The sequence below is a fragment of the Mycobacterium scrofulaceum genome, from assembly GCF_002086735.1.
Taxonomy (GTDB): domain Bacteria; phylum Actinomycetota; class Actinomycetes; order Mycobacteriales; family Mycobacteriaceae; genus Mycobacterium; species Mycobacterium scrofulaceum.
In genome coordinates, this window is the sequence record NZ_MVIJ01000017.1 from 49,399 (window position 1) to 66,379 (window position 16,981).

Here is a 16,981-nt window from a genome sequence, read left to right on the forward strand (position 1 = left end):
CGACCCGGTGTGAAGCGGCGATTCGCGCTGGCCGCCCCGTCGGCAGCCACTGGTCGGCAGTCGTTCCTAGGAGCTCAGCGGGACCGCCGCCTCCGCGGTGTAGCACAGGAATGTCAGCGTCTCCTGCAGATATAGCTGCACGGTGTCCGCATCATGGCTGGTGTAGCCGATCGAGACGTCGGTCCCGAGCTGCAGGTCGAAATCGCCGCCGCGGGTGGTCAGCACGAACGCCCCGTCGATGGCCGGTGCCCAGATGATGTCTCCGGGCACCAGCCGGTCGATGTGCTCGAGGATCGGATAACCATGCTCGGTGGTCTCGCTGACCTTCGTGTAGACGTCCGCGGAGAGCAGCACCGAGTAGGGACCGTCGACGCCGGCGAGGCGCAATTCGGAGATCGCCTGTGTGATGACATCGGGAATCTCGCGCGGATCGGCCGGCAGGGTCAACGGCTTGTTCGAGCTGGCGGAGCGGATGCCCTCGATCGAGGCGGCGGCGTAGCCCTCGAAGATCGCCCGGTCCTCCACGAACGCCAGTTTCTTGGCGGCCGCCTTGACCGGGTCCCAGTCGGAGTCCTGCGCGCCACGCTCGACGTTGTCGATCTCGTACCGCGAGAGGGTGAAGGGGACCCGCAGCCGGACAAGGGGTTTGCTTGCCCGCAGGTGCGCCTCAACGCCGTCGGAAGGTGATGCCACGTCGACCAAGCGTCCGGTGCTGACCGCTGCGGTGACCGGGCCACCCGGCCCGCTGACGTCGACCACCCGCCGCCCGGCGATATGGCGTTTGAAGGTCCGGGTCGCCTCGGTTTCGATTTCGTCCCAAGCCGCTTCGGTGACCGGTGCCAGGTCGCGGTAGAGGTTGTTCATGAAGTGGTTCCTTTCAGGCTGCCGATCGAAAGTGAGCCGTCCTGTGCAACAGACGTTTCCGCCACCGGCGTCGCGGGCAGTGGCGGTGGATCATCGAGAAAGTCAACAGTGGGGGAGAAGAACAAGCCACCGGTGATCGCGGTCGAGAACTCGAGGATGTGGTCGGTGTTTCCGGGCGGATCCCCGAGGAACATGTTGCGCAGCATCTGTTCGGTCACCCGCGGAGTGCGGGAGTAGCCGATGAAGTAAGTGCCGTACTCGCTTTTGCCGAGCTCGCCGAACGGCATGTTGTGCCGCACGATCTTCAGCTCGTTGCCGTCGTCGTCGGTGATGACGTTCAGGGCGATGTGGGAGTTGGCCGGCTTCTCGTCGTCGTCGAGTTCGAGGTTCTCCAGCTTGGTGCGGCCGATCACCAACTCCTGCTCGGTGACCGACAGCGAGTTCCACGACGACATTTCGTGCAGGTATTTCTGCACGTGCACGTAGCACGAGCCTTCGAATTCGGGGTCCTCGGCGCCGATGGAGGTGGCGCTGACGGCGATTGGGCCGTCGGGGTTTTCCGTGCCGTCGACGAAGCCCAGCAGGTCGCGGTTGTCGAAATAGCGGAATCCGTGCACCTCGTCGACGACGGTGACGGCCCCGGCCATCGACCTCAGGATGCGGTCGGCCAATTCGAAACACACGTCCAAGCTCTCGGCCCGGATGTGACACAGCAGATCCCCGGGTGTGGCCGGGGCGGTGTGCCGCGGGCCCTTCAACTCGACGAACGGATGCAACTCGGCGGGACGCGGCCCGGAAAACAAGCGGTCCCAGGCGTCCGATCCGATGGAGGTGATAGCCGACAACCGTTTCGGCGGCTCGCGGAAACCGATTGCGCGCACCAGTCCGGAAATGTCGGGCAGCGCGTCGTGCACCGTCGCTTCTCCGCCGTCATTGATGGTCAATACCAGGAACACCGCCGCAGGCGTCAACGGCTCGAGGATCGGCTGTGGCTGGACGGGAGGCACATGGGCGACCCTAGCGTGGCGACGGCGAGCGCCGGAAGGGCGCGAGCGAGGAGGCGCGCAATCGGACCTAGCGTGGCGACGGCGAGCGCCGGAAGGGCGCGAGCGAGGAGGCGCGCAATCGGACCTAGCGTGGCGACGGCGTGCGCCGGAAGCCATGATGATGAACATGTCGGCCAGCGCCGCAGGCCTCTGCGAATTCATTGACGCTTCTCCGTCGCCGTTTCATGTCTGCGCCACGGTGGCCGCACGGCTGACCGCTGCCGGGTACACCGAACTGAGCGAGGCTAAACGCTGGCCGGACGAACCGGGGCGCTACTTCACGGTGCGGGCCGGCTCGCTGGTCGCCTGGAACTCCGACGGGCCAGACGGCCCGTTCCGGATCGTCGGCGCACACACCGACAGCCCGAACTTGCGGGTCAAGCAGCATCCGGACCGGCTGGTCGCCGGCTGGCGCGTGGTGGCGCTGGAACCGTACGGCGGAGCCTGGCTCAATTCATGGCTGGACCGCGACCTGGGCATCAGCGGACGATTGTCGGTGCGCGACGGCGCCGGGATCGAGCAGCGGCTGGTGCGGATCGACGACCCGATCCTGCGGGTACCGCAGCTGGCCATTCACCTCGCCGAGGACCGCAAATCCCTGACCCTGGACCCGCAGCGCCACGTCAACGCGGTCTGGGGCGCCGGCGCCGACGCCGGCGCGTTCGTCGACTTCGTCGCGGAGCGCGCCGGGGTCGCGCCGGCCACCGTCCTAGCCGCCGACCTGATGACCCACGACCTCACCCCGTCGACGGTGATCGGCGCCGACGCCGACCTGCTCAGCGCTCCCCGGCTGGACAACCAGGCGAGTTGTTACGCGGGGATGGAGGCCTTGTTGGGGGCCGAGCCGCGGGGCCTTCTGCCGGTGCTGGTGCTCTTCGACCACGAGGAGGTCGGCTCGTCCTCCGACCGCGGCGCCCAGTCCGACCTGCTGAGCACCGTGCTGGAACGGATCGTGCTCGCGGCGGGCGGCAGCCGGGAAGACTTCCTGCGCCGGTTGCCCGGATCGCTGCTGGCCTCGGCGGACATGGCGCACGCCACCCACCCCAACTATCCGGATCGGCACGAGCCCGGCCACCTGATCGAGGTCAACGCCGGGCCGGTGCTCAAAGTGCATCCGAACCTGCGTTACGCCACCGACGGACGTACGGCCGCCGCCTTCGCGCTGGCCTGCCTGCGGGCCGGAGTCGGGCTGCAGCGCTACGAGCACCGGGCCGACCTGCCGTGTGGGTCGACGATCGGGCCGCTTGCCTCGGCGCGCACCGGCATCCCGACCGTCGACGTGGGCGCCGCGCAGCTGGCGATGCACTCCGCGCGCGAGTTGATGGGCGCTCATGACGTGACCGCCTACTCCGCGGCGCTGAACGCGTTCCTTTCGCCCGAGTAGGCGTCAGGATCTGCGGACTAGACGAGCGCGGCGTGGGTGATCACCGCGAGCGCGAAGGTCGCGCCGTTGAGGGCGAGCAGGAATCCGGCGAAAGCGAACTGACCGGAGATGTCATGGGCCAGTACATGGGTGTACATCGCGCAGACAAAGAAGACGGTCAGCCCGGCCGCCGCGGCGATGCCGATCACCGGGAGCCACAAGCCGGCGATGAGCCCAAGGGCGCCCAGCGTTTTCAGGGTGCCGATGGGAAACCTCAGCCAGGACAGTGGCACCCCCGCCCGCTGCATGGGCGGGATGATGGGCGCGAAGTGCAGCAGCGCGCTCACTCCGGAAAAGCCGTCGAAGGCGATGGCGATCAGCGTCAGGACAAGGTATGCGGTGTGCATGGTGCCGGCTTTCCGTGGGTGGTCGATCGGTAGGGGAATCGTCTGGCGTCAATTCGCCGGGATCGGATCCAATCGGAAGACGGCGATCTGCCCGGCCAGCGCCTCGACTTCTTCGGGGTCACCTCGACGCACCAGTCCGGAGCGTTTCAGGAAGCCCACACCGACCGGCACTTCGGTCGGATATTCCCGCAGCACGGGCCGCGCCTGCTCGGCCGTCAGCTCAATTATCCTGACCCGCCGAATCTTTCGGCCCTTGCGGAGCGTTCCGGCACCGGCAGCGCGCGCGTTACGTGCCCAATCGGCACGCGGGAATCCCGCCACGGCGTACAGCTTTCCGTCCAGCGTGAAGGGTGTCATCGGCGTGCTGCGTGGCCGGCCCGTCTTGCGGCCGGGCACGGTCAATACCATGGGAGGCCCCGTGGGTATGCCGAGCTTCTGCATTGCGATCATGAACTTGTTCATCGGCTTGAGCCAGCGCGGCGGCTTCGGGTCGGACACCGCTCCTCCTTGATGTGTTCCGTTGTGGCGGTGATGGGATCGGTTGGTACTCGGGCCCGTCGAGGCTGCCCGCCGACGCCCAACATGCTCTCTTTTGATGCCGGCGGTGCCCGCTGGCAGCCCGTAATCCAAGGACGGATCGGCGGCGCCGAAAGTTACACGCGCACCTGTAACTTTCGGCCGCGCCGCCTCGTCGTCATCCCTGAGCACGAGTTTCCCAGGGCCATGACGAAGGAGAATCATGACGGGCGCCAAGCCGTACGCAGGCACGCGGTCTCGCGAAGCCAACCGCGGAAGCGCGGCCGATACGCATTCCGCGCAAAAGATCGGTCGAATCCCCTCGCCCACGACGTGCTTCGCCAGACGGCGGCGCGGGCGCTACGCCGCGCCGCTCCGTGGCCGAGCCGGTTTACCGCGGTGACAGCTCAGATCCGGCGCGGCCGGCGCTGGGCCCGTGTGACCGCGCGTGCGACCAGCGCGACGTTGGCGCTCCTGGCGGTGGCTCAGGCCGCGTTCGCCGGCAGTTTCCTGGGCGGGCGATACGACGCTCTGATGTTGCACTCGGTCGGCGCCAAGGTGACCACGGTGCTCTCCGTCGTGCAGGTGGTGGCGCTGGTGGCCGTGAGCAGGACCGGGGGGCCGCGGTGGCCGGTCGCGGCCGGGGCGCTGGTGACGGTCCTCTTCGTCGCCGAGTTCGCCTCGGGGGAGCTGAGGTTGACGGGCCTGCACGTGCCACTCGGGGTGCTGTTGATCGCCGGAATCTTCCGGCTGACCGCGTCGGTGTGGCGGTTGCCGCTGACCGAGCCCGATCGCCCACAACAGCAGGACGTGGTCCGGTGAATCGGCGCAACGCGTTGCGGCTGGGTGCGGCCGCGGCCGGCATCGGGGTCGTCGGCGCAGGCTGGCCGCTGGCCGGCGCGCTGCTGGGTGGGACGGAATCGGGTCGGCTCCTGCGCAGTCAGGCCAGATTGCCCGCCCGCTATCAAGTCCCGCTACCGATCCCGGCGCAGTTGGCGCCGGTGGCCACCGACGCTCACACGGACACCTTCGAGATCACCCAGCAGGTCACCCGATTGCGCATCCTGCCCGAGATGACCACGACGGCATGGACTTACAACGCGAGCTTTCCCGGCCCCACCATCGTGTCGCGATCCGGCCGACGGACCGTTGTGCGGCACCGCAACGCGCTGCCGGTGCCGGTGGTGGTGCACCTGCACGGCGGGCACACCCCCGCGGACCATGATGGGTACCCGACAGATTTCCTCCTGCCTTACACCGGACAGCCGTTCGCCGACAACATGGCGCGCAATAGCGTCGTCGGACAGCGCGAATACGTGTATCCGATGAATCAGCGGGCCGCAACCTTGTGGTACCACGATCACCGCATGGGCTATACCGGTTCCGCTGTTTGGCGCGGGCTGGCCGGATTTCACCTCGTTCGTGACGACGAGGAAGACGCGTTCCCGCTGCCCCGTGGCCGTCGAGACATCCCGTTGATGATCACCGATCGTGCATTCGCCACCGACGGCTCGTTCCGGTACCCGGCTGCCGAACGCGGCGGCGTAACGGGCGAATACATGAACGGCGTCCTCGGTGACGTCATCCTCGTCAATGGCGCGCCGTGGCCGGTGCTGCAAACCGATCCAGCGCGCTACCGCCTGCGACTCCTGAACGCATCCAACGCCCGTCGCTACCGGCTGCAGTTGGATCCGCAGCCGCCCGGCGGATCGGCGCTGGTGCAAATCGGCAGTGACGGCGGGTTACTCGCGCGGCCGGTGGGCCACGACTTCATCGACATCGCTCCGGCCGAACGCTTCGAGGTGGTCGTCGATTTCGGTCGCTACCCACGCGGGGCGAGCGTGCGCCTCGTCAACCTGTTGGGTGCCGAGAGCACCGCCGAGGTCATGCGGTTCGATGTCGTCGGCACCGACCGTTCCGATGATTCCGCCATCCTCGAGCGGCTCAGCACCGGCGCGACGGATCTCGACCGGCACCAAGCCGTGGCCACCAGAACGTTCCTCTTCCGCCAGGACCGAAGCGGCGTCTGGACGATCAACGACCTGCCGTACCAACCGGGCCGCGCGCTCGCGCGCCCGACGATCGGCACCACGGAAATCTGGCGATTCATCACGGAGTTTCATCACCCCGTCCACGTGCACCTGAACTCCTTCCAGGTGCTCTCCCGCAACAACCGCGCGCCCGGCAGGTTCGACAACGGCTGGAAGGACACCGTCGACGTCCGCCCGGCCGAGGCCGTCGAAGTGCTCACCCGGTTCACCGACTACACCGGTTCCTACCTCCTGCACTGCCACAACCTCGAGCACGAGGACATGGCGATGATGGCCGACTTCCTGACCACCGATTGAGCTTCCTTTCGCCCGAGCCGTCCGGGGCCCAAGGTCTGGCGGTATGGCGCTCACCGTGGAGATGATCACCTTCGACTGCAGCGATCCCGCCGGGCTGGCCGGGTGGTGGGCCGAGCAGTTTGGTGGGACGACGCAGGAGTTGCTCGCCGACGAGTTCACCGCGGTGTCCTTACCGGAAGGGCCCCGGCTCGGGTTCCAGAAGGTGCCCGACCCCACGCCCGGGAAAAACCGCGTCCATCTCGACTTCGGTGCCGCCGACGTCGACGCCGAGGTGTCCCGGCTGACGGCCGCCGGGGCCACCGAGGTCGGGCGCCACGGGTTCGGCGACGACTTTCGCTGGGTGGTGCTGGCCGACCCCGAGGGCAACGTCTTCTGCGTGGCCGGCCAGTAGCGCCGCGGCGGCCCGACAGAGGCGACGGGGCCGCCCTAGACTGTCTGGCGTGACTGCCTCCGGGACGAACGCCCGCACCCAGGCGATCGACACCGTCGAGAACGCCGCCGCCAGCCCTGACGAGCCGCAGCCGTTCGCCGAGCTGGGCCTCAAAGACGACGAGTACCAGCGGATTCGCGAGATCCTGGGCCGCAGGCCGACGGACAGCGAGCTGGCGATGTATTCGGTGATGTGGAGCGAGCACTGCTCGTACAAGTCGTCGAAGGTCCATCTGCGCTACTTCGGCGAGACCACTACCGACGCGATGCGCGCCGGCATGCTGGCCGGGATCGGCGAGAACGCCGGCGTCGTCGACATCGGGGACGGCTGGGCGGTCACCTTCAAGGTCGAATCGCACAACCATCCGTCCTACGTCGAGCCCTACCAGGGCGCGGCGACCGGCGTCGGCGGGATCGTCCGCGACATCATGGCCATGGGCGCCCGACCGGTCGCCGTGATGGACCAGCTGCGGTTCGGCGCCGCCGACGCGCCCGACACGCGCCGGGTGGTCGACGGGGTGGTCCGCGGCATCGGCGGCTACGGCAACTCGCTGGGGCTGCCCAACATCGGGGGCGAAACCGTCTTCGATGCCTGCTACGCCGGTAATCCATTGGTGAACGCGTTGTGCGTGGGTGTGCTGCGACAGGAGGATCTGCACCTGGCCTTCGCCTCGGGCGCCGGCAACAAGATCATCCTGTTCGGGGCTCGCACCGGCCTCGACGGCATCGGCGGGGTGTCGGTGCTGGCGTCGGACACCTTCGATATCGGAGACGGCGGGGGACCGGCGCGCAAGAAGCTGCCTTCGGTGCAGGTGGGCGACCCGTTCATGGAAAAGGTGCTCATCGAATGCTGCCTCGAGCTGTATGCGGGCGGTCTGGTGATCGGCATTCAAGACCTTGGTGGCGCGGGATTGGCCTGCGCGACATCGGAATTGGCGTCCGCGGGGGACGGCGGGATGGCGGTCCAGCTCGATACCGTCCCGTTGCGGGCCAAGGACATGACGCCCGCGGAGGTGCTCTGCAGCGAGTCGCAGGAGCGGATGTGCGCCGTGGTGGCGCCGGAAAACGTGGACGCCTTCATGGCGGTGTGCCGCAAATGGGAGGTGCTGGCCACGGTGATCGGCGAGGTCACCGACGGTGACCGGTTGCGGATCACCTGGCGCGGGGAGACCGTCGTCGACGTGCCGCCCCGGACCGTGGCCCACGAGGGGCCGGTGTACCAGCGGCCGGTCGCGCGGCCCGAGTCGCAAGACGCCCTGAACGCGGACCGGTCAACGAGACTGCGGCGGCCGGCGACGGGGGAGGAGCTGCGCGCGACTTTGCTTGCGCTGCTGGGTAGCCCGCACCTGTGCAGCCGCGCATTCATCACCGAACAGTACGACCGCTACGTGCGTGGCAACACCGTCCTGGCCGAGCACGCCGACGGCGGCGTGCTGCGCGTCGACGAAACCACGGGCCGCGGCATCGCGCTGTCCACCGACGCGTCGGGGCGCTACACGCTGCTCGATCCCTACGCCGGTGCCCAACTCGCGCTCGCCGAGGCCTACCGCAACGTCGCGGTCACCGGCGCCACCCCGGTCGCGGTGACCAACTGCCTCAACTTCGGCTCCCCGGAAGACCCCGGCGTGATGTGGCAGTTTTCGCGGGCGGTGCGCGGACTCGCCGATGGATGTGCGGCGCTTGGCATTCCGGTGACCGGCGGCAACGTCAGCTTCTACAACCAGACCGGTTCGGCGGCGATCCTGCCCACACCGGTGGTCGGGGTGCTCGGCGTCCTCGACGATGTCGGCCGGCGCATCCCGACCGGCCTGGGCCGCGAGCCGGGCGAGACCCTGATCCTGCTGGGCGACACCCGCGACGAATTCGACGGCTCGGTTTGGGCGCAGGTGACCGCCGACCATCTCGGCGGGCTGCCGCCCGCGGTCGACCTGGCGCGCGAAAAGCTGATCGCCGAGGTGCTGAGCGCGGCGTCGCGCGACGGGCTGGTCTCCGCCGCGCACGACCTGTCCGAGGGCGGACTGGCGCAGGCCGTCGTGGAGGCGGCCCTGGCGGGCGAAACCGGTTGCCGCGTCGTACTTCCCGAGGGTGCGGACCCGTTCGTCGCCTTGTTCTCCGAGTCCGCCGGCCGCGTGCTGGTGGCGGTGCCGCGCACCGAGGAGAGCCGATTCCGTGCGATGTGCGAGGCGCGGGGACTGCCCGCGGTGCGCATCGGCGTGGTCGATCAGGCCTCGGACGCGGTGGAGGTTCAAGGCCTGTTCACCGTGTCGCTGGCCGAGCTGCGCGAAACGTCCGAGGCGGTTCTGCCCCGCCTCTTCGGATGAGCCGTAGCGGCGAATCGCAATGAGCGACGGCGGTTTCGTCCGGGCTCGTGCGTTCACGCTGGCCGCCGCCCTGGTTGGCTGGAGCTTCGTCGGTCCGCGCCTTCCGATCGGATGGCGGGTCACGTTGCAGGCCGGCGCCGCCGGGTTGTTGGCGCTTGTGACGCGTGCGCCGCTGGGCTTGTCTCCGCCGCGGCTATGGGCGGGGCTGCGGCTGGGGTCCGCGGCCGGTGCGGCCGCGGCGGCCGCGATCGCCGCGACGACGGCCGTGCCGTTGGTGCGGACGTCGATGGCCGACCGGGAGCCGCCCGGATCGGTGCCCGGCTGGTTGCTGCTGCGCATCCCGGTCGGGACCGTCTGGTCCGAGGAGGCCGCTTTCCGCGCGGCGCTGAGCACCGCCGCTGCGGGTGGGTGGGGCACGTCCGGCGGAAGGTTGTTGCAAGCGGCGAGCTTTGGGCTGTCTCACATCGCGGACGCGCGGGCGGCGGGTGACCCCGTGCTGGGAACCGTGCTGGCGACGGGCATCGCGGGCTGGCTATTCGGTTGGCTCGCAGACCGTTCCGGCAGCCTCGCCGCGCCCATGCTGGCTCACCTGGCCATCAACGAGGCAGGCGCGATCGCGGCGCTGGGCGTGCGGCGTCACGGGTTGATGGTGTAGTCGCCCAGCTGGCGGCCCCACACGTGTTCGGTGAAAAGTGGTGACCCGAGTTCGAAGTGGTTGTACGGAGCCATGCTCGCGCCGGTGTCCATCACCAGAAACGGAGCCGGCCACAACTCCCGGGTGATGGTCTGCCAGCAGCCCGGCCGGCCACCGGGACCGCCCCTGGCGTTGGTCCGCGGCAGATTCTCCGGCCAGATGTATGGATTGGGTGCCCCGGCGATCGCGCCCGCCGCGTGGGCGCCCAGCGAGTAGCCGTTGTCGCCCAGGGCGTTGTGGATCTTGGGCCCGACCTCGTTGAAATTGCGGATGGTGCAGAAGATTTCCGGACTGTATTCGTCGAGCAGCTGACTGGAGCCGACCAGGTCGGCGGCGCCCCGCGCCAGGTACGGTCCGGCGCGCCCGAAGACGTCGGCGCCCGCGCCACCCAGTCCGGCCGCCGCCAGCAGCGCCGCGTCCAGATCGGCTCGCCGGCGGTTGAGCGTGCGCGCCGCGGTCACCGCGTGCTCGAGCGCGTCCCAAAGGTCGGGTGAGGCGCGGGCGTAAGTCTCACCGAGGGCGGCCAGGCGACCAATGTCCGCCCGCAGCTCGGGCATGCGCGGGTTGACGTCGTCGAAGATCGCGTCGCCGTTGACCAGAGAGGCGCCGAACTTCTCGCCCGATCCCGTCAGGGCTTGTGCGGCCGCGCTGAGCGTCAGGTTCACCTTGACCGGGTCGATTTTCTCGGCAATGGCGATGAGCGTCTCGAACACGGTGTTGAACTCGGTCGTCACCGCCGTCGCGTCGATGACGGTCGACGGTGTGATCGGTTGCCGCGCGGGCGCGGGCGGCGAGCTCAACGCGACGTATTTGTTGCCGAACACCGTGGTCGCCTTGATGGCGGCCGCCACGTTGGCCGGGATCGCCTTGACATACCGCGGGGTGATATCGAGCACCACCTTGGCGGCGGGTTCGCCGTCGCGGGAGACCTCGGCAATGCTCGCCACCCGGCCGATCTGGACCCCGTTGTAGGTCACCTTGGATCCGGGGTCCATCACCAGGCCGGCGCGGGCGGCGACCATGGTCAGCTTCGTCGTCGGCGTCAGCTCACCCCGGAACTGTAGGTAGAGGAGCGACCCGACCAAACCCACGATGACGACCGTCACGAGGCCGACGGTCTTGTACGGTGGCCCGCGCCGCATGCGCCGACGCTCCATGAGTCTGAGACCCTAGGGTATGGCCGCCCGTCAAAAGGCAGATCCGGCAAAGACCCGGCGGGCCGTGCTGGCCGTCGCCGGCTGGCTGCGGGACGAATCGCGCCCCGCGCCCGACCGCGAAAGCCTCGGCGCCGCCGTGCGGCTCACCGCGCGCACCCTGGCCGAGGTGGCACCCGGCGCCAGCGTCGAAGTGCGGATTCCGCCGTTCGTCGCGGTGCAGTGCATTCCCGGGCCCCGGCACACCCGGGGCACGCCGCCCAACGTGGTGGAGACCGATTCACGGACGTGGCTGCTGCTGGCTGCCGGATTGGTGCCCTTCCACGAGGCGAAGGACGCCGGTGCGCTGACGCTGTCCGGCTCCCGGGCCGGTGACATCGAACACTATCTGCCGTTGTTCGATGTCAGCTGAATAGTAACCGTGAACTGCAGGTTTAACCTCGGTGGAGGGAATATTCGGTGCCCAACACGCGCTGCTAATTCGCGGTCGCGGGCATCGGACCCGTAGACTCCGTTACGTCACCAACCGTTCCCCAGGGAGCCGCCCAATCGTGACCGTCGGAGAACCCGAGCAGGATCTGAACTCGCCCCGTGAAGAGTGTGGTGTCTTTGGGGTTTGGGCCCCTGGCGAGGATGTCGCAAAACTCACCTATTACGGCCTGTACGCCCTGCAGCACCGGGGGCAGGAAGCCGCGGGTATCGCCGTCGCCGACGGCTCTCAGGTCCTGGTCTTCAAAGACCTGGGCTTGGTCAGCCAGGTGTTCGACGAGCAGACCCTCGCGGCGATGCCGGGCCACGTCGCCATCGGCCATTGCCGCTACTCCACCACGGGCGACACCACGTGGGAGAACGCGCAGCCGGTGTTCCGCAACACCGCCGCCGGCACAGGTGTTGCTCTGGGACACAACGGAAATCTGGTCAACACCGCCGACCTCGCCGCCCGCGCCCGCGACGCGGGGCTGATCGCCCGGCGCTGCCCCGCGCCGGCGACGACGGACTCCGACATCTTGGGTGCGCTGCTGGCCCACGGCTCGGCGGATTCCAGCCTCGAGCAGGCAGCCCTGGACCTGTTGCCGACCGTCCGCGGCGCGTTCTGCCTGACGTTCATGGACGAGAACACGCTCTATGCCTGCCGCGATCCTCATGGGGTGCGCCCACTTTCGCTCGGACGGCTGGATCGTGGCTGGGTGGTGGCCTCCGAAACCGCCGCACTCGACATCGTGGGCGCGTCGTTCGTGCGCGACATCGAGCCGGGCGAGCTGCTGGCGATCGACGCCGACGGGGTGCGCTCGACGCGCTTCGCCAACCCCACCCCGAAGGGCTGCGTCTTCGAATACGTCTACCTTGCCCGCCCGGACAGCACGATAGCCGGCCGATCCGTGCACGCCACCCGGGTGGAGATCGGTCGCCGGCTGGCCCGTGAATGCCCGGTGGACGCCGACCTGGTGATCGGGGTTCCGGAGTCGGGCACGCCCGCCGCCGTCGGGTACGCGCAGGAGGCCGGGATTCCTTATGGGCAGGGCCTGATGAAGAACGCCTATGTCGGGCGGACGTTCATCCAGCCGTCCCAGACCATCCGCCAGCTCGGCATCCGCTTGAAACTCAACCCGCTTCGCGAGGTCATCCGCGGCAAGCGGCTGATCGTCGTCGATGACTCGATCGTGCGCGGCAACACCCAGCGCGCGCTGCTGCGCATGCTGCGCGAGGCCGGCGCCGTCGAAGTCCACGTGCGGATCGCGTCGCCGCCGGTGAAGTGGCCCTGCTTCTACGGCATCGACTTCCCGTCGCCGGCGGAGTTGATCGCCAACGCCGTGCAAGACAAAGAGGAGATGCTCGAGGCGGTGCGGCACGCCATCGGCGCCGACTCCCTCGGCTACATCTCGCTGCGCGGCCTGGTCGCCGCTTCCGAGCAACCCTCGTCGCGGCTGTGCACCGCCTGCTTCGACGGCCAGTATCCGATCGAATTGCCCGAGGAGACGGCCTTGGGCAAGAACGTCATCGAGCACATGCTCGCCAACGCCGCCCGCGGCGCCGGTCTCGACGATCTGGCGCCCGACGAAGTCCCGATCGTCCACTGACGGACGTCCGGCGCGCCCCTTCCCAGACGTTTGATAACGGCGGTCGGCGGCGCCCGGTAGCCTTTATCGCGATGACGGATCCCGGAAAAAGCCCCGGACGAAACCCGGGCAGCCACGGCATCACCTACGCGTCGGCCGGGGTGGACATTGAGGCCGGTGACCGAGCCGTCGAGATGTTCAAGCCCCTGGCGACCAGGGCCACCAGGCCCGAGGTGCGCGGCGGCCTGGGCGGGTTCGCCGGCTTGTTCGCCTTGCGCAACGACTACCGCGAACCGCTGCTCGCGGCGTCCACCGACGGCGTGGGAACCAAGTTGGCGGTCGCCCAGGCGATGGACAAGCACGACACCGTCGGCCTGGACCTGGTCGCGATGGTGGTCGACGACCTCGTGGTCTGCGGCGCCGAGCCGCTGTTCCTGCAGGACTACATCGCGGTGGGCCGGACGGTGCCCGAGCGGCTCAGCGCGATCGTGGCCGGCATCGCCGAGGGATGCGTCCGCGCCGGCTGCGCTCTGCTCGGCGGGGAGACCGCCGAGCATCCCGGGCTGATGGAACCGGACCACTACGACATCTCGGCCACCGGTGTCGGGGTCGTCGAGGCCGACGACGTGCTGGGCCCCGATCGCGTCAAGCCCGGCGACACGATCATCGCGATGGGCTCCTCCGGCCTGCATTCCAACGGGTACTCGCTGGCCCGCACGGTGCTCCTCGAGATCGACCGGATGAACCTGGCCGGTTATGTGGAGGAATTCGGCCGCACGCTGGGTGAAGAGCTGTTGGAGCCCACGCGGATCTATGCCAAGGACTGCCTGGCGTTGGCGGCCGAGACCCATGTCCGCACCTTCTGCCATGTCACCGGCGGCGGGCTGGCCGGCAACCTGCAACGCGTCATCCCGCACGGACTGGTCGCGGAGATCGACCGTGGGACGTGGACCCCGGCACCGGTTTTCGCCATGATCGCCCAGCGTGGCCGGGTGACGCGGGACGAGATGGAGAAGACGTTCAACATGGGCGTGGGCATGGTCGCGGTCGTCGCGCCCGAGGACACCGACCGCGCCCTGGCCATCCTGACCGCCCGGCACTTGGACTGCTGGGTCTTGGGGACCGTCTGCAAAGGCGGTAAAGAGGGGCCCCGGGCAAAGCTCGTCGGGCAGCACCCCAGGTTCTAGAAGGCGGCAGCCGCGCTAGCGCCGGACCGAAGGGGACGGGACAGGCACGGCGGCTTGAGTCTTAGCGGCGCCAGTCGTCGCTGTCTGCCCAGGAGTCGGCGACACCGTCGTCCTCCATTTCGGCGGAGTCGTCGGCACCCGTTCCTGCCAGCTCTTGCTGAAGCCGCTGGAAGTCGGTCTGCGGAGAACTGTATTTGAGTTCTCGAGCAACCTTGGTCTGCTTTGCCTTAGCCCGGCCGCGGCCCATGGGGGAACCCCCTCGCGCAATAACGGAGCGGCCCGAATCAGGCGGCTCCGATCTCCTGGTGTCGTTATTGTCCTGCCGACAGTTTACCGTGCCTTACGGTTGGGCGTCGGTGCCCCCTGCCGCTGTGGCGGACGTCATTCAGAATTATCTCGCACCGCCGCGCAACCGTTCGACGGCCAACCGTCCCGCACCGATCTGTTCCGTGGGCGGCAGCGAATCGGCGTCGATTACCGCAGCCACCGAAGCCTGCGGGCCGGTCGCCAGCTCGATGTCCGCCGGCACCCCGCGCTTGATGAGCGCCAGGGCCGCCGGCCCGAGGTCCACGTGATCCACCACGGTGCCGAGGCGGCCGACCGCGCGACCGCCGGCGAGCACGGGGTCACCCGTCGCGGGCCGGTCGACCGAACCGTCGAGGTGCAACAGCACCAGCATCCGGGGCGGTTTGCCCAGGTTGTGCACCCGCGCGACGGTCTCCTGCCCCCGGTAACAGCCCTTGTCGAGATGGACGGCGCCTTCGCCGGGACCGCCGATCCACCCCACCTCGTGCGGAATCGTGCGCTCGTCGGTGTCGACGCCCAAACGTGGGCGCAGCGCCACCACCCGATGCGCTTCGTACGCCCATACCCCGGCGGGTCGCACGCCCGCCCGCACCAGACGTTCTTGCCAGCCGGCGGACTCGCCGCGCGGAACCACCAGATCCAGTTCGATCTGGCCGGCGGGGCCGCCGGGCATCCGTCGCACAAAGCCCCCGCCGGCCAGGGGAATCGCCGTCAGCTCGGCGGGCAGGGCGTCCACGCCGAGCGCGTCGAGCACCGCCCGGTCGGACAGGCGCGGGCCCAACAGCGAAAGCACCGCCATGTCGGCGGCGGCCGGGGCGACGTCGGACCAGAAGACCATCTTGCGCAGGTAGTCCAGCAGCGGTTCGCCGCGCCAGGGTTCGGTATCCAGGTAGGTGGTGCCGCCGAGTTCGGTTTGAATCCAGTGGTCCTCAACGCGGCCCTGACCGTCGAGGCTGAGGTTCTGTGTGCTGGCGCCCTCGGCGAGGTCGCTGACGTGCTGGGTGGAGATGCTGTGCAGCCACTTCTGGCGATCGCTGCCGGTCAGGGTGAGGACCGCGCGGTGCGAGCGGTCCACCACGACCGCGGCGGTTTCGGCCGCGCGCTGCTCGCCCAGCGGATCGCCGTAATGCCAGACGGCGCCCGCGTCGGGTCCGGCGTCGGGTGCAGGAACTGCGTTCACACGTCAACTCTACGGATTTGGTACTCGCCATGGCCGTCGACCGTGCGGCCGGCCGCACGCTCGCGGCTAGGCTTTACCTCCATGGCAGGCCAGGCGGGTGTGATCGTCACGCTGGACGGCGCGGTTCATCCGCCGGATGCGCCGCTGCTGCACGCCGACGACCTGGCGGCGGTTCGCGGTGACGGCATCTTCGAGACGCTGCTGGTCCGCGACGGCAGGCCCTGCCTGGTCGAGTCCCATTTGCAGCGGCTCACCCAGTCCGCCCGGCTGATGGACCTTCCGGAACCGGACCTGCCGAGCTGGCGCGGTGCGATCGAGGTGGCCACCCGGCAGTGGGTCGCGGGCACCGCCGACGAAGGCGCGATGCGCCTGATCTACAGCCGCGGCCGGGAGGGCGGGACGGCGCCGACCACCTACGTGATGGTCACCGCCGTCCCGGAACGGGTGACGGCCGTTCGGCGTGAGGGGCTGGCCGCGGTGATGTTGGACCGTGGACTGCCCGCGACCGGTACCGACGCGATGCCGTGGCTGCTGGCCGGGGCCAAGACGCTGTCCTACGCCGTCAACATGGCCGCATTGCGTCATGCCGCGCACCGGGGCGCCGGCGACGTGATCTTCGTCAGCTCGGACGGCTACATCCTGGAAGGCCCGCGCTCGACGGTGGTGATCGCGACCGACGACGAAGCCGGGGCGGGCGGGAACCCATGCCTGCTGACGCCGCCGCCCTGGTATCCGATCTTGCGTGGCACCACGCAGCAGGCCCTCTTCGAGGTGGCCCGGGCCAAGGGGTACGACTGCGACTACCGCGCGTTGCGGCCGGCTGATCTCCGTGCCGCGCAAGGGATTTGGCTGGTGTCGAGCATGACGCTGGCGGCCCGCGTGCATACCCTCGACGGCCGCCCGCTGCCCCACTCTCCGCTGGCGGCCGAATTCGCCGCGCTGGTCGACTCGGCGATCGTCAGCGATCGCTGAGCGCTGAATTGTGTTGTCGGCTTGCGGAATCGCGGGTACGGTCGGCCGTACACAAGAAGGGAGGTGGTCCGAGAATTGATAGCTTCATGGACATGTGAGGTGGCTGCGCGCTAGCTGCAGTGGCTCGGAAGAGCTGG

The 16,981-nt window shown here is 68.9% G+C and carries 17 protein-coding genes; 10 read left to right on the forward strand and 7 right to left on the reverse strand.

All coding sequences use genetic code 11. The features are described from left to right. Positions 1 to 66: 66 nt before the first annotated feature. Both BST44_RS13355 and BST44_RS13360 read right to left on the reverse strand, forming a co-directional pair. Positions 67 to 864 (reverse strand): family 1 encapsulin nanocompartment shell protein, encoded by a 798-nt coding sequence (locus tag BST44_RS13355; RefSeq protein ID WP_083177594.1) that lies wholly within the window; start codon positions 862 to 864, stop codon positions 67 to 69. Next, on the reverse strand, positions 861 to 1,871 hold the full coding sequence (locus tag BST44_RS13360; RefSeq protein ID WP_083177595.1) for a Dyp-type peroxidase: 1,011 nt from the start codon (positions 1,869 to 1,871) through the stop codon (positions 861 to 863). The genes BST44_RS13355 and BST44_RS13360 overlap by 4 nt, the downstream gene beginning before the upstream one ends. A 166-nt stretch (positions 1,872 to 2,037) precedes the next feature. On the opposite strand from BST44_RS13360, the gene BST44_RS13365 reads away from it, so the two are divergent. Further along, positions 2,038 to 3,294, forward strand: coding sequence for a M18 family aminopeptidase (locus BST44_RS13365; RefSeq protein WP_083177636.1), 1,257 nt, complete (start codon positions 2,038 to 2,040; stop codon positions 3,292 to 3,294). Positions 3,295 to 3,311: 17 nt separating this feature from the next. On the opposite strand, the gene BST44_RS13370 is transcribed toward BST44_RS13365, so the two are convergent. Beyond that, positions 3,312 to 3,680, reverse strand: coding sequence for a DoxX family protein (locus BST44_RS13370; protein ID WP_083177596.1), 369 nt, complete (start codon positions 3,678 to 3,680; stop codon positions 3,312 to 3,314). Between the two features lie 48 nt (positions 3,681 to 3,728). Next, positions 3,729 to 4,178 carry a nitroreductase family deazaflavin-dependent oxidoreductase gene (locus BST44_RS13375; RefSeq protein WP_083177597.1) on the reverse strand — a complete coding sequence of 150 codons (450 nt, stop codon included), beginning with the start codon at positions 4,176 to 4,178 and terminating at the stop codon, positions 3,729 to 3,731. Between the two features lie 417 nt (positions 4,179 to 4,595). Between BST44_RS13375 and BST44_RS13380 the strand changes: the two genes are divergently transcribed. The 5 genes from BST44_RS13380 to BST44_RS13400 are packed head-to-tail and all read left to right on the forward strand — an operon-like array spanning position 4,596 to position 9,949. Then, positions 4,596 to 5,018 (forward strand): hypothetical protein, encoded by a 423-nt coding sequence (locus tag BST44_RS13380; protein WP_083177637.1) that lies wholly within the window; start codon positions 4,596 to 4,598, stop codon positions 5,016 to 5,018. Then, positions 5,015 to 6,544: a multicopper oxidase family protein gene (locus BST44_RS13385; RefSeq protein WP_083177598.1), complete on the forward strand. Its 1,530-nt coding sequence runs from the start codon at positions 5,015 to 5,017 to the stop codon at positions 6,542 to 6,544. The genes BST44_RS13380 and BST44_RS13385 overlap by 4 nt, the downstream gene beginning before the upstream one ends. Before the next feature lie 43 nt (positions 6,545 to 6,587). After that, positions 6,588 to 6,935 carry a VOC family protein gene (locus BST44_RS13390; protein WP_083177599.1) on the forward strand — a complete coding sequence of 116 codons (348 nt, stop codon included), beginning with the start codon at positions 6,588 to 6,590 and terminating at the stop codon, positions 6,933 to 6,935. A gap of 49 nt (positions 6,936 to 6,984) precedes the next feature. Then, positions 6,985 to 9,294, forward strand: a complete 2,310-nt coding sequence (purL, locus tag BST44_RS13395) for a phosphoribosylformylglycinamidine synthase subunit PurL (RefSeq protein WP_083177600.1) — start codon at positions 6,985 to 6,987, stop codon at positions 9,292 to 9,294. Positions 9,295 to 9,313: 19 nt separating this feature from the next. Beyond that, positions 9,314 to 9,949 (forward strand): Rv0804 family intramembrane glutamic endopeptidase, encoded by a 636-nt coding sequence (locus BST44_RS13400; protein ID WP_208619790.1) that lies wholly within the window; start codon positions 9,314 to 9,316, stop codon positions 9,947 to 9,949. Here the strand turns inward: BST44_RS13400 and BST44_RS13405 are convergent. Then, a complete protein-coding gene (locus BST44_RS13405; RefSeq protein ID WP_439330720.1) occupies positions 9,931 to 11,130 on the reverse strand; it encodes an MCE family protein in 1,200 nt (399 codons plus the stop codon). The two genes, BST44_RS13400 and BST44_RS13405, sit on opposite strands and share 19 nt — an antisense overlap. A gap of 34 nt (positions 11,131 to 11,164) precedes the next feature. Between BST44_RS13405 and BST44_RS13410 the strand changes: the two genes are divergently transcribed. The 3 genes from BST44_RS13410 to purM all read left to right on the forward strand — a co-directional run bounded on the left by BST44_RS13410 (position 11,165) and on the right by purM (position 14,386). Next, on the forward strand, positions 11,165 to 11,554 hold the full coding sequence (locus tag BST44_RS13410; RefSeq protein ID WP_083177602.1) for a sterol carrier family protein: 390 nt from the start codon (positions 11,165 to 11,167) through the stop codon (positions 11,552 to 11,554). Between the two features lie 139 nt (positions 11,555 to 11,693). Continuing rightward, a complete protein-coding gene (gene purF / locus BST44_RS13415) occupies positions 11,694 to 13,220 on the forward strand; it encodes an amidophosphoribosyltransferase (RefSeq protein ID WP_083177603.1) in 1,527 nt (508 codons plus the stop codon). Positions 13,221 to 13,291: 71 nt separating this feature from the next. Beyond that, entirely contained in the window at positions 13,292 to 14,386 is a 1,095-nt protein-coding gene (purM, locus tag BST44_RS13420; protein ID WP_083177604.1) for a phosphoribosylformylglycinamidine cyclo-ligase, read from the forward strand. Between the two features lie 61 nt (positions 14,387 to 14,447). Here purM and BST44_RS13425 read toward each other — a convergent pair whose 3' ends face one another. Together BST44_RS13425 and ygfZ are read right to left on the reverse strand one after the other, a co-directional pair. Beyond that, a complete protein-coding gene (locus BST44_RS13425) occupies positions 14,448 to 14,633 on the reverse strand; it encodes a DUF3073 domain-containing protein (protein WP_083177605.1) in 186 nt (61 codons plus the stop codon). A gap of 144 nt (positions 14,634 to 14,777) precedes the next feature. Further along, a complete protein-coding gene (ygfZ, locus tag BST44_RS13430) occupies positions 14,778 to 15,872 on the reverse strand; it encodes a CAF17-like 4Fe-4S cluster assembly/insertion protein YgfZ (RefSeq protein WP_083177606.1) in 1,095 nt (364 codons plus the stop codon). Between the two features lie 99 nt (positions 15,873 to 15,971). On the opposite strand from ygfZ, the gene BST44_RS13435 reads away from it, so the two are divergent. Then, positions 15,972 to 16,844 (forward strand): aminodeoxychorismate lyase, encoded by an 873-nt coding sequence (locus BST44_RS13435; protein ID WP_142274485.1) that lies wholly within the window; start codon positions 15,972 to 15,974, stop codon positions 16,842 to 16,844. The last annotated feature ends 137 nt before the right edge of the window (positions 16,845 to 16,981 follow it).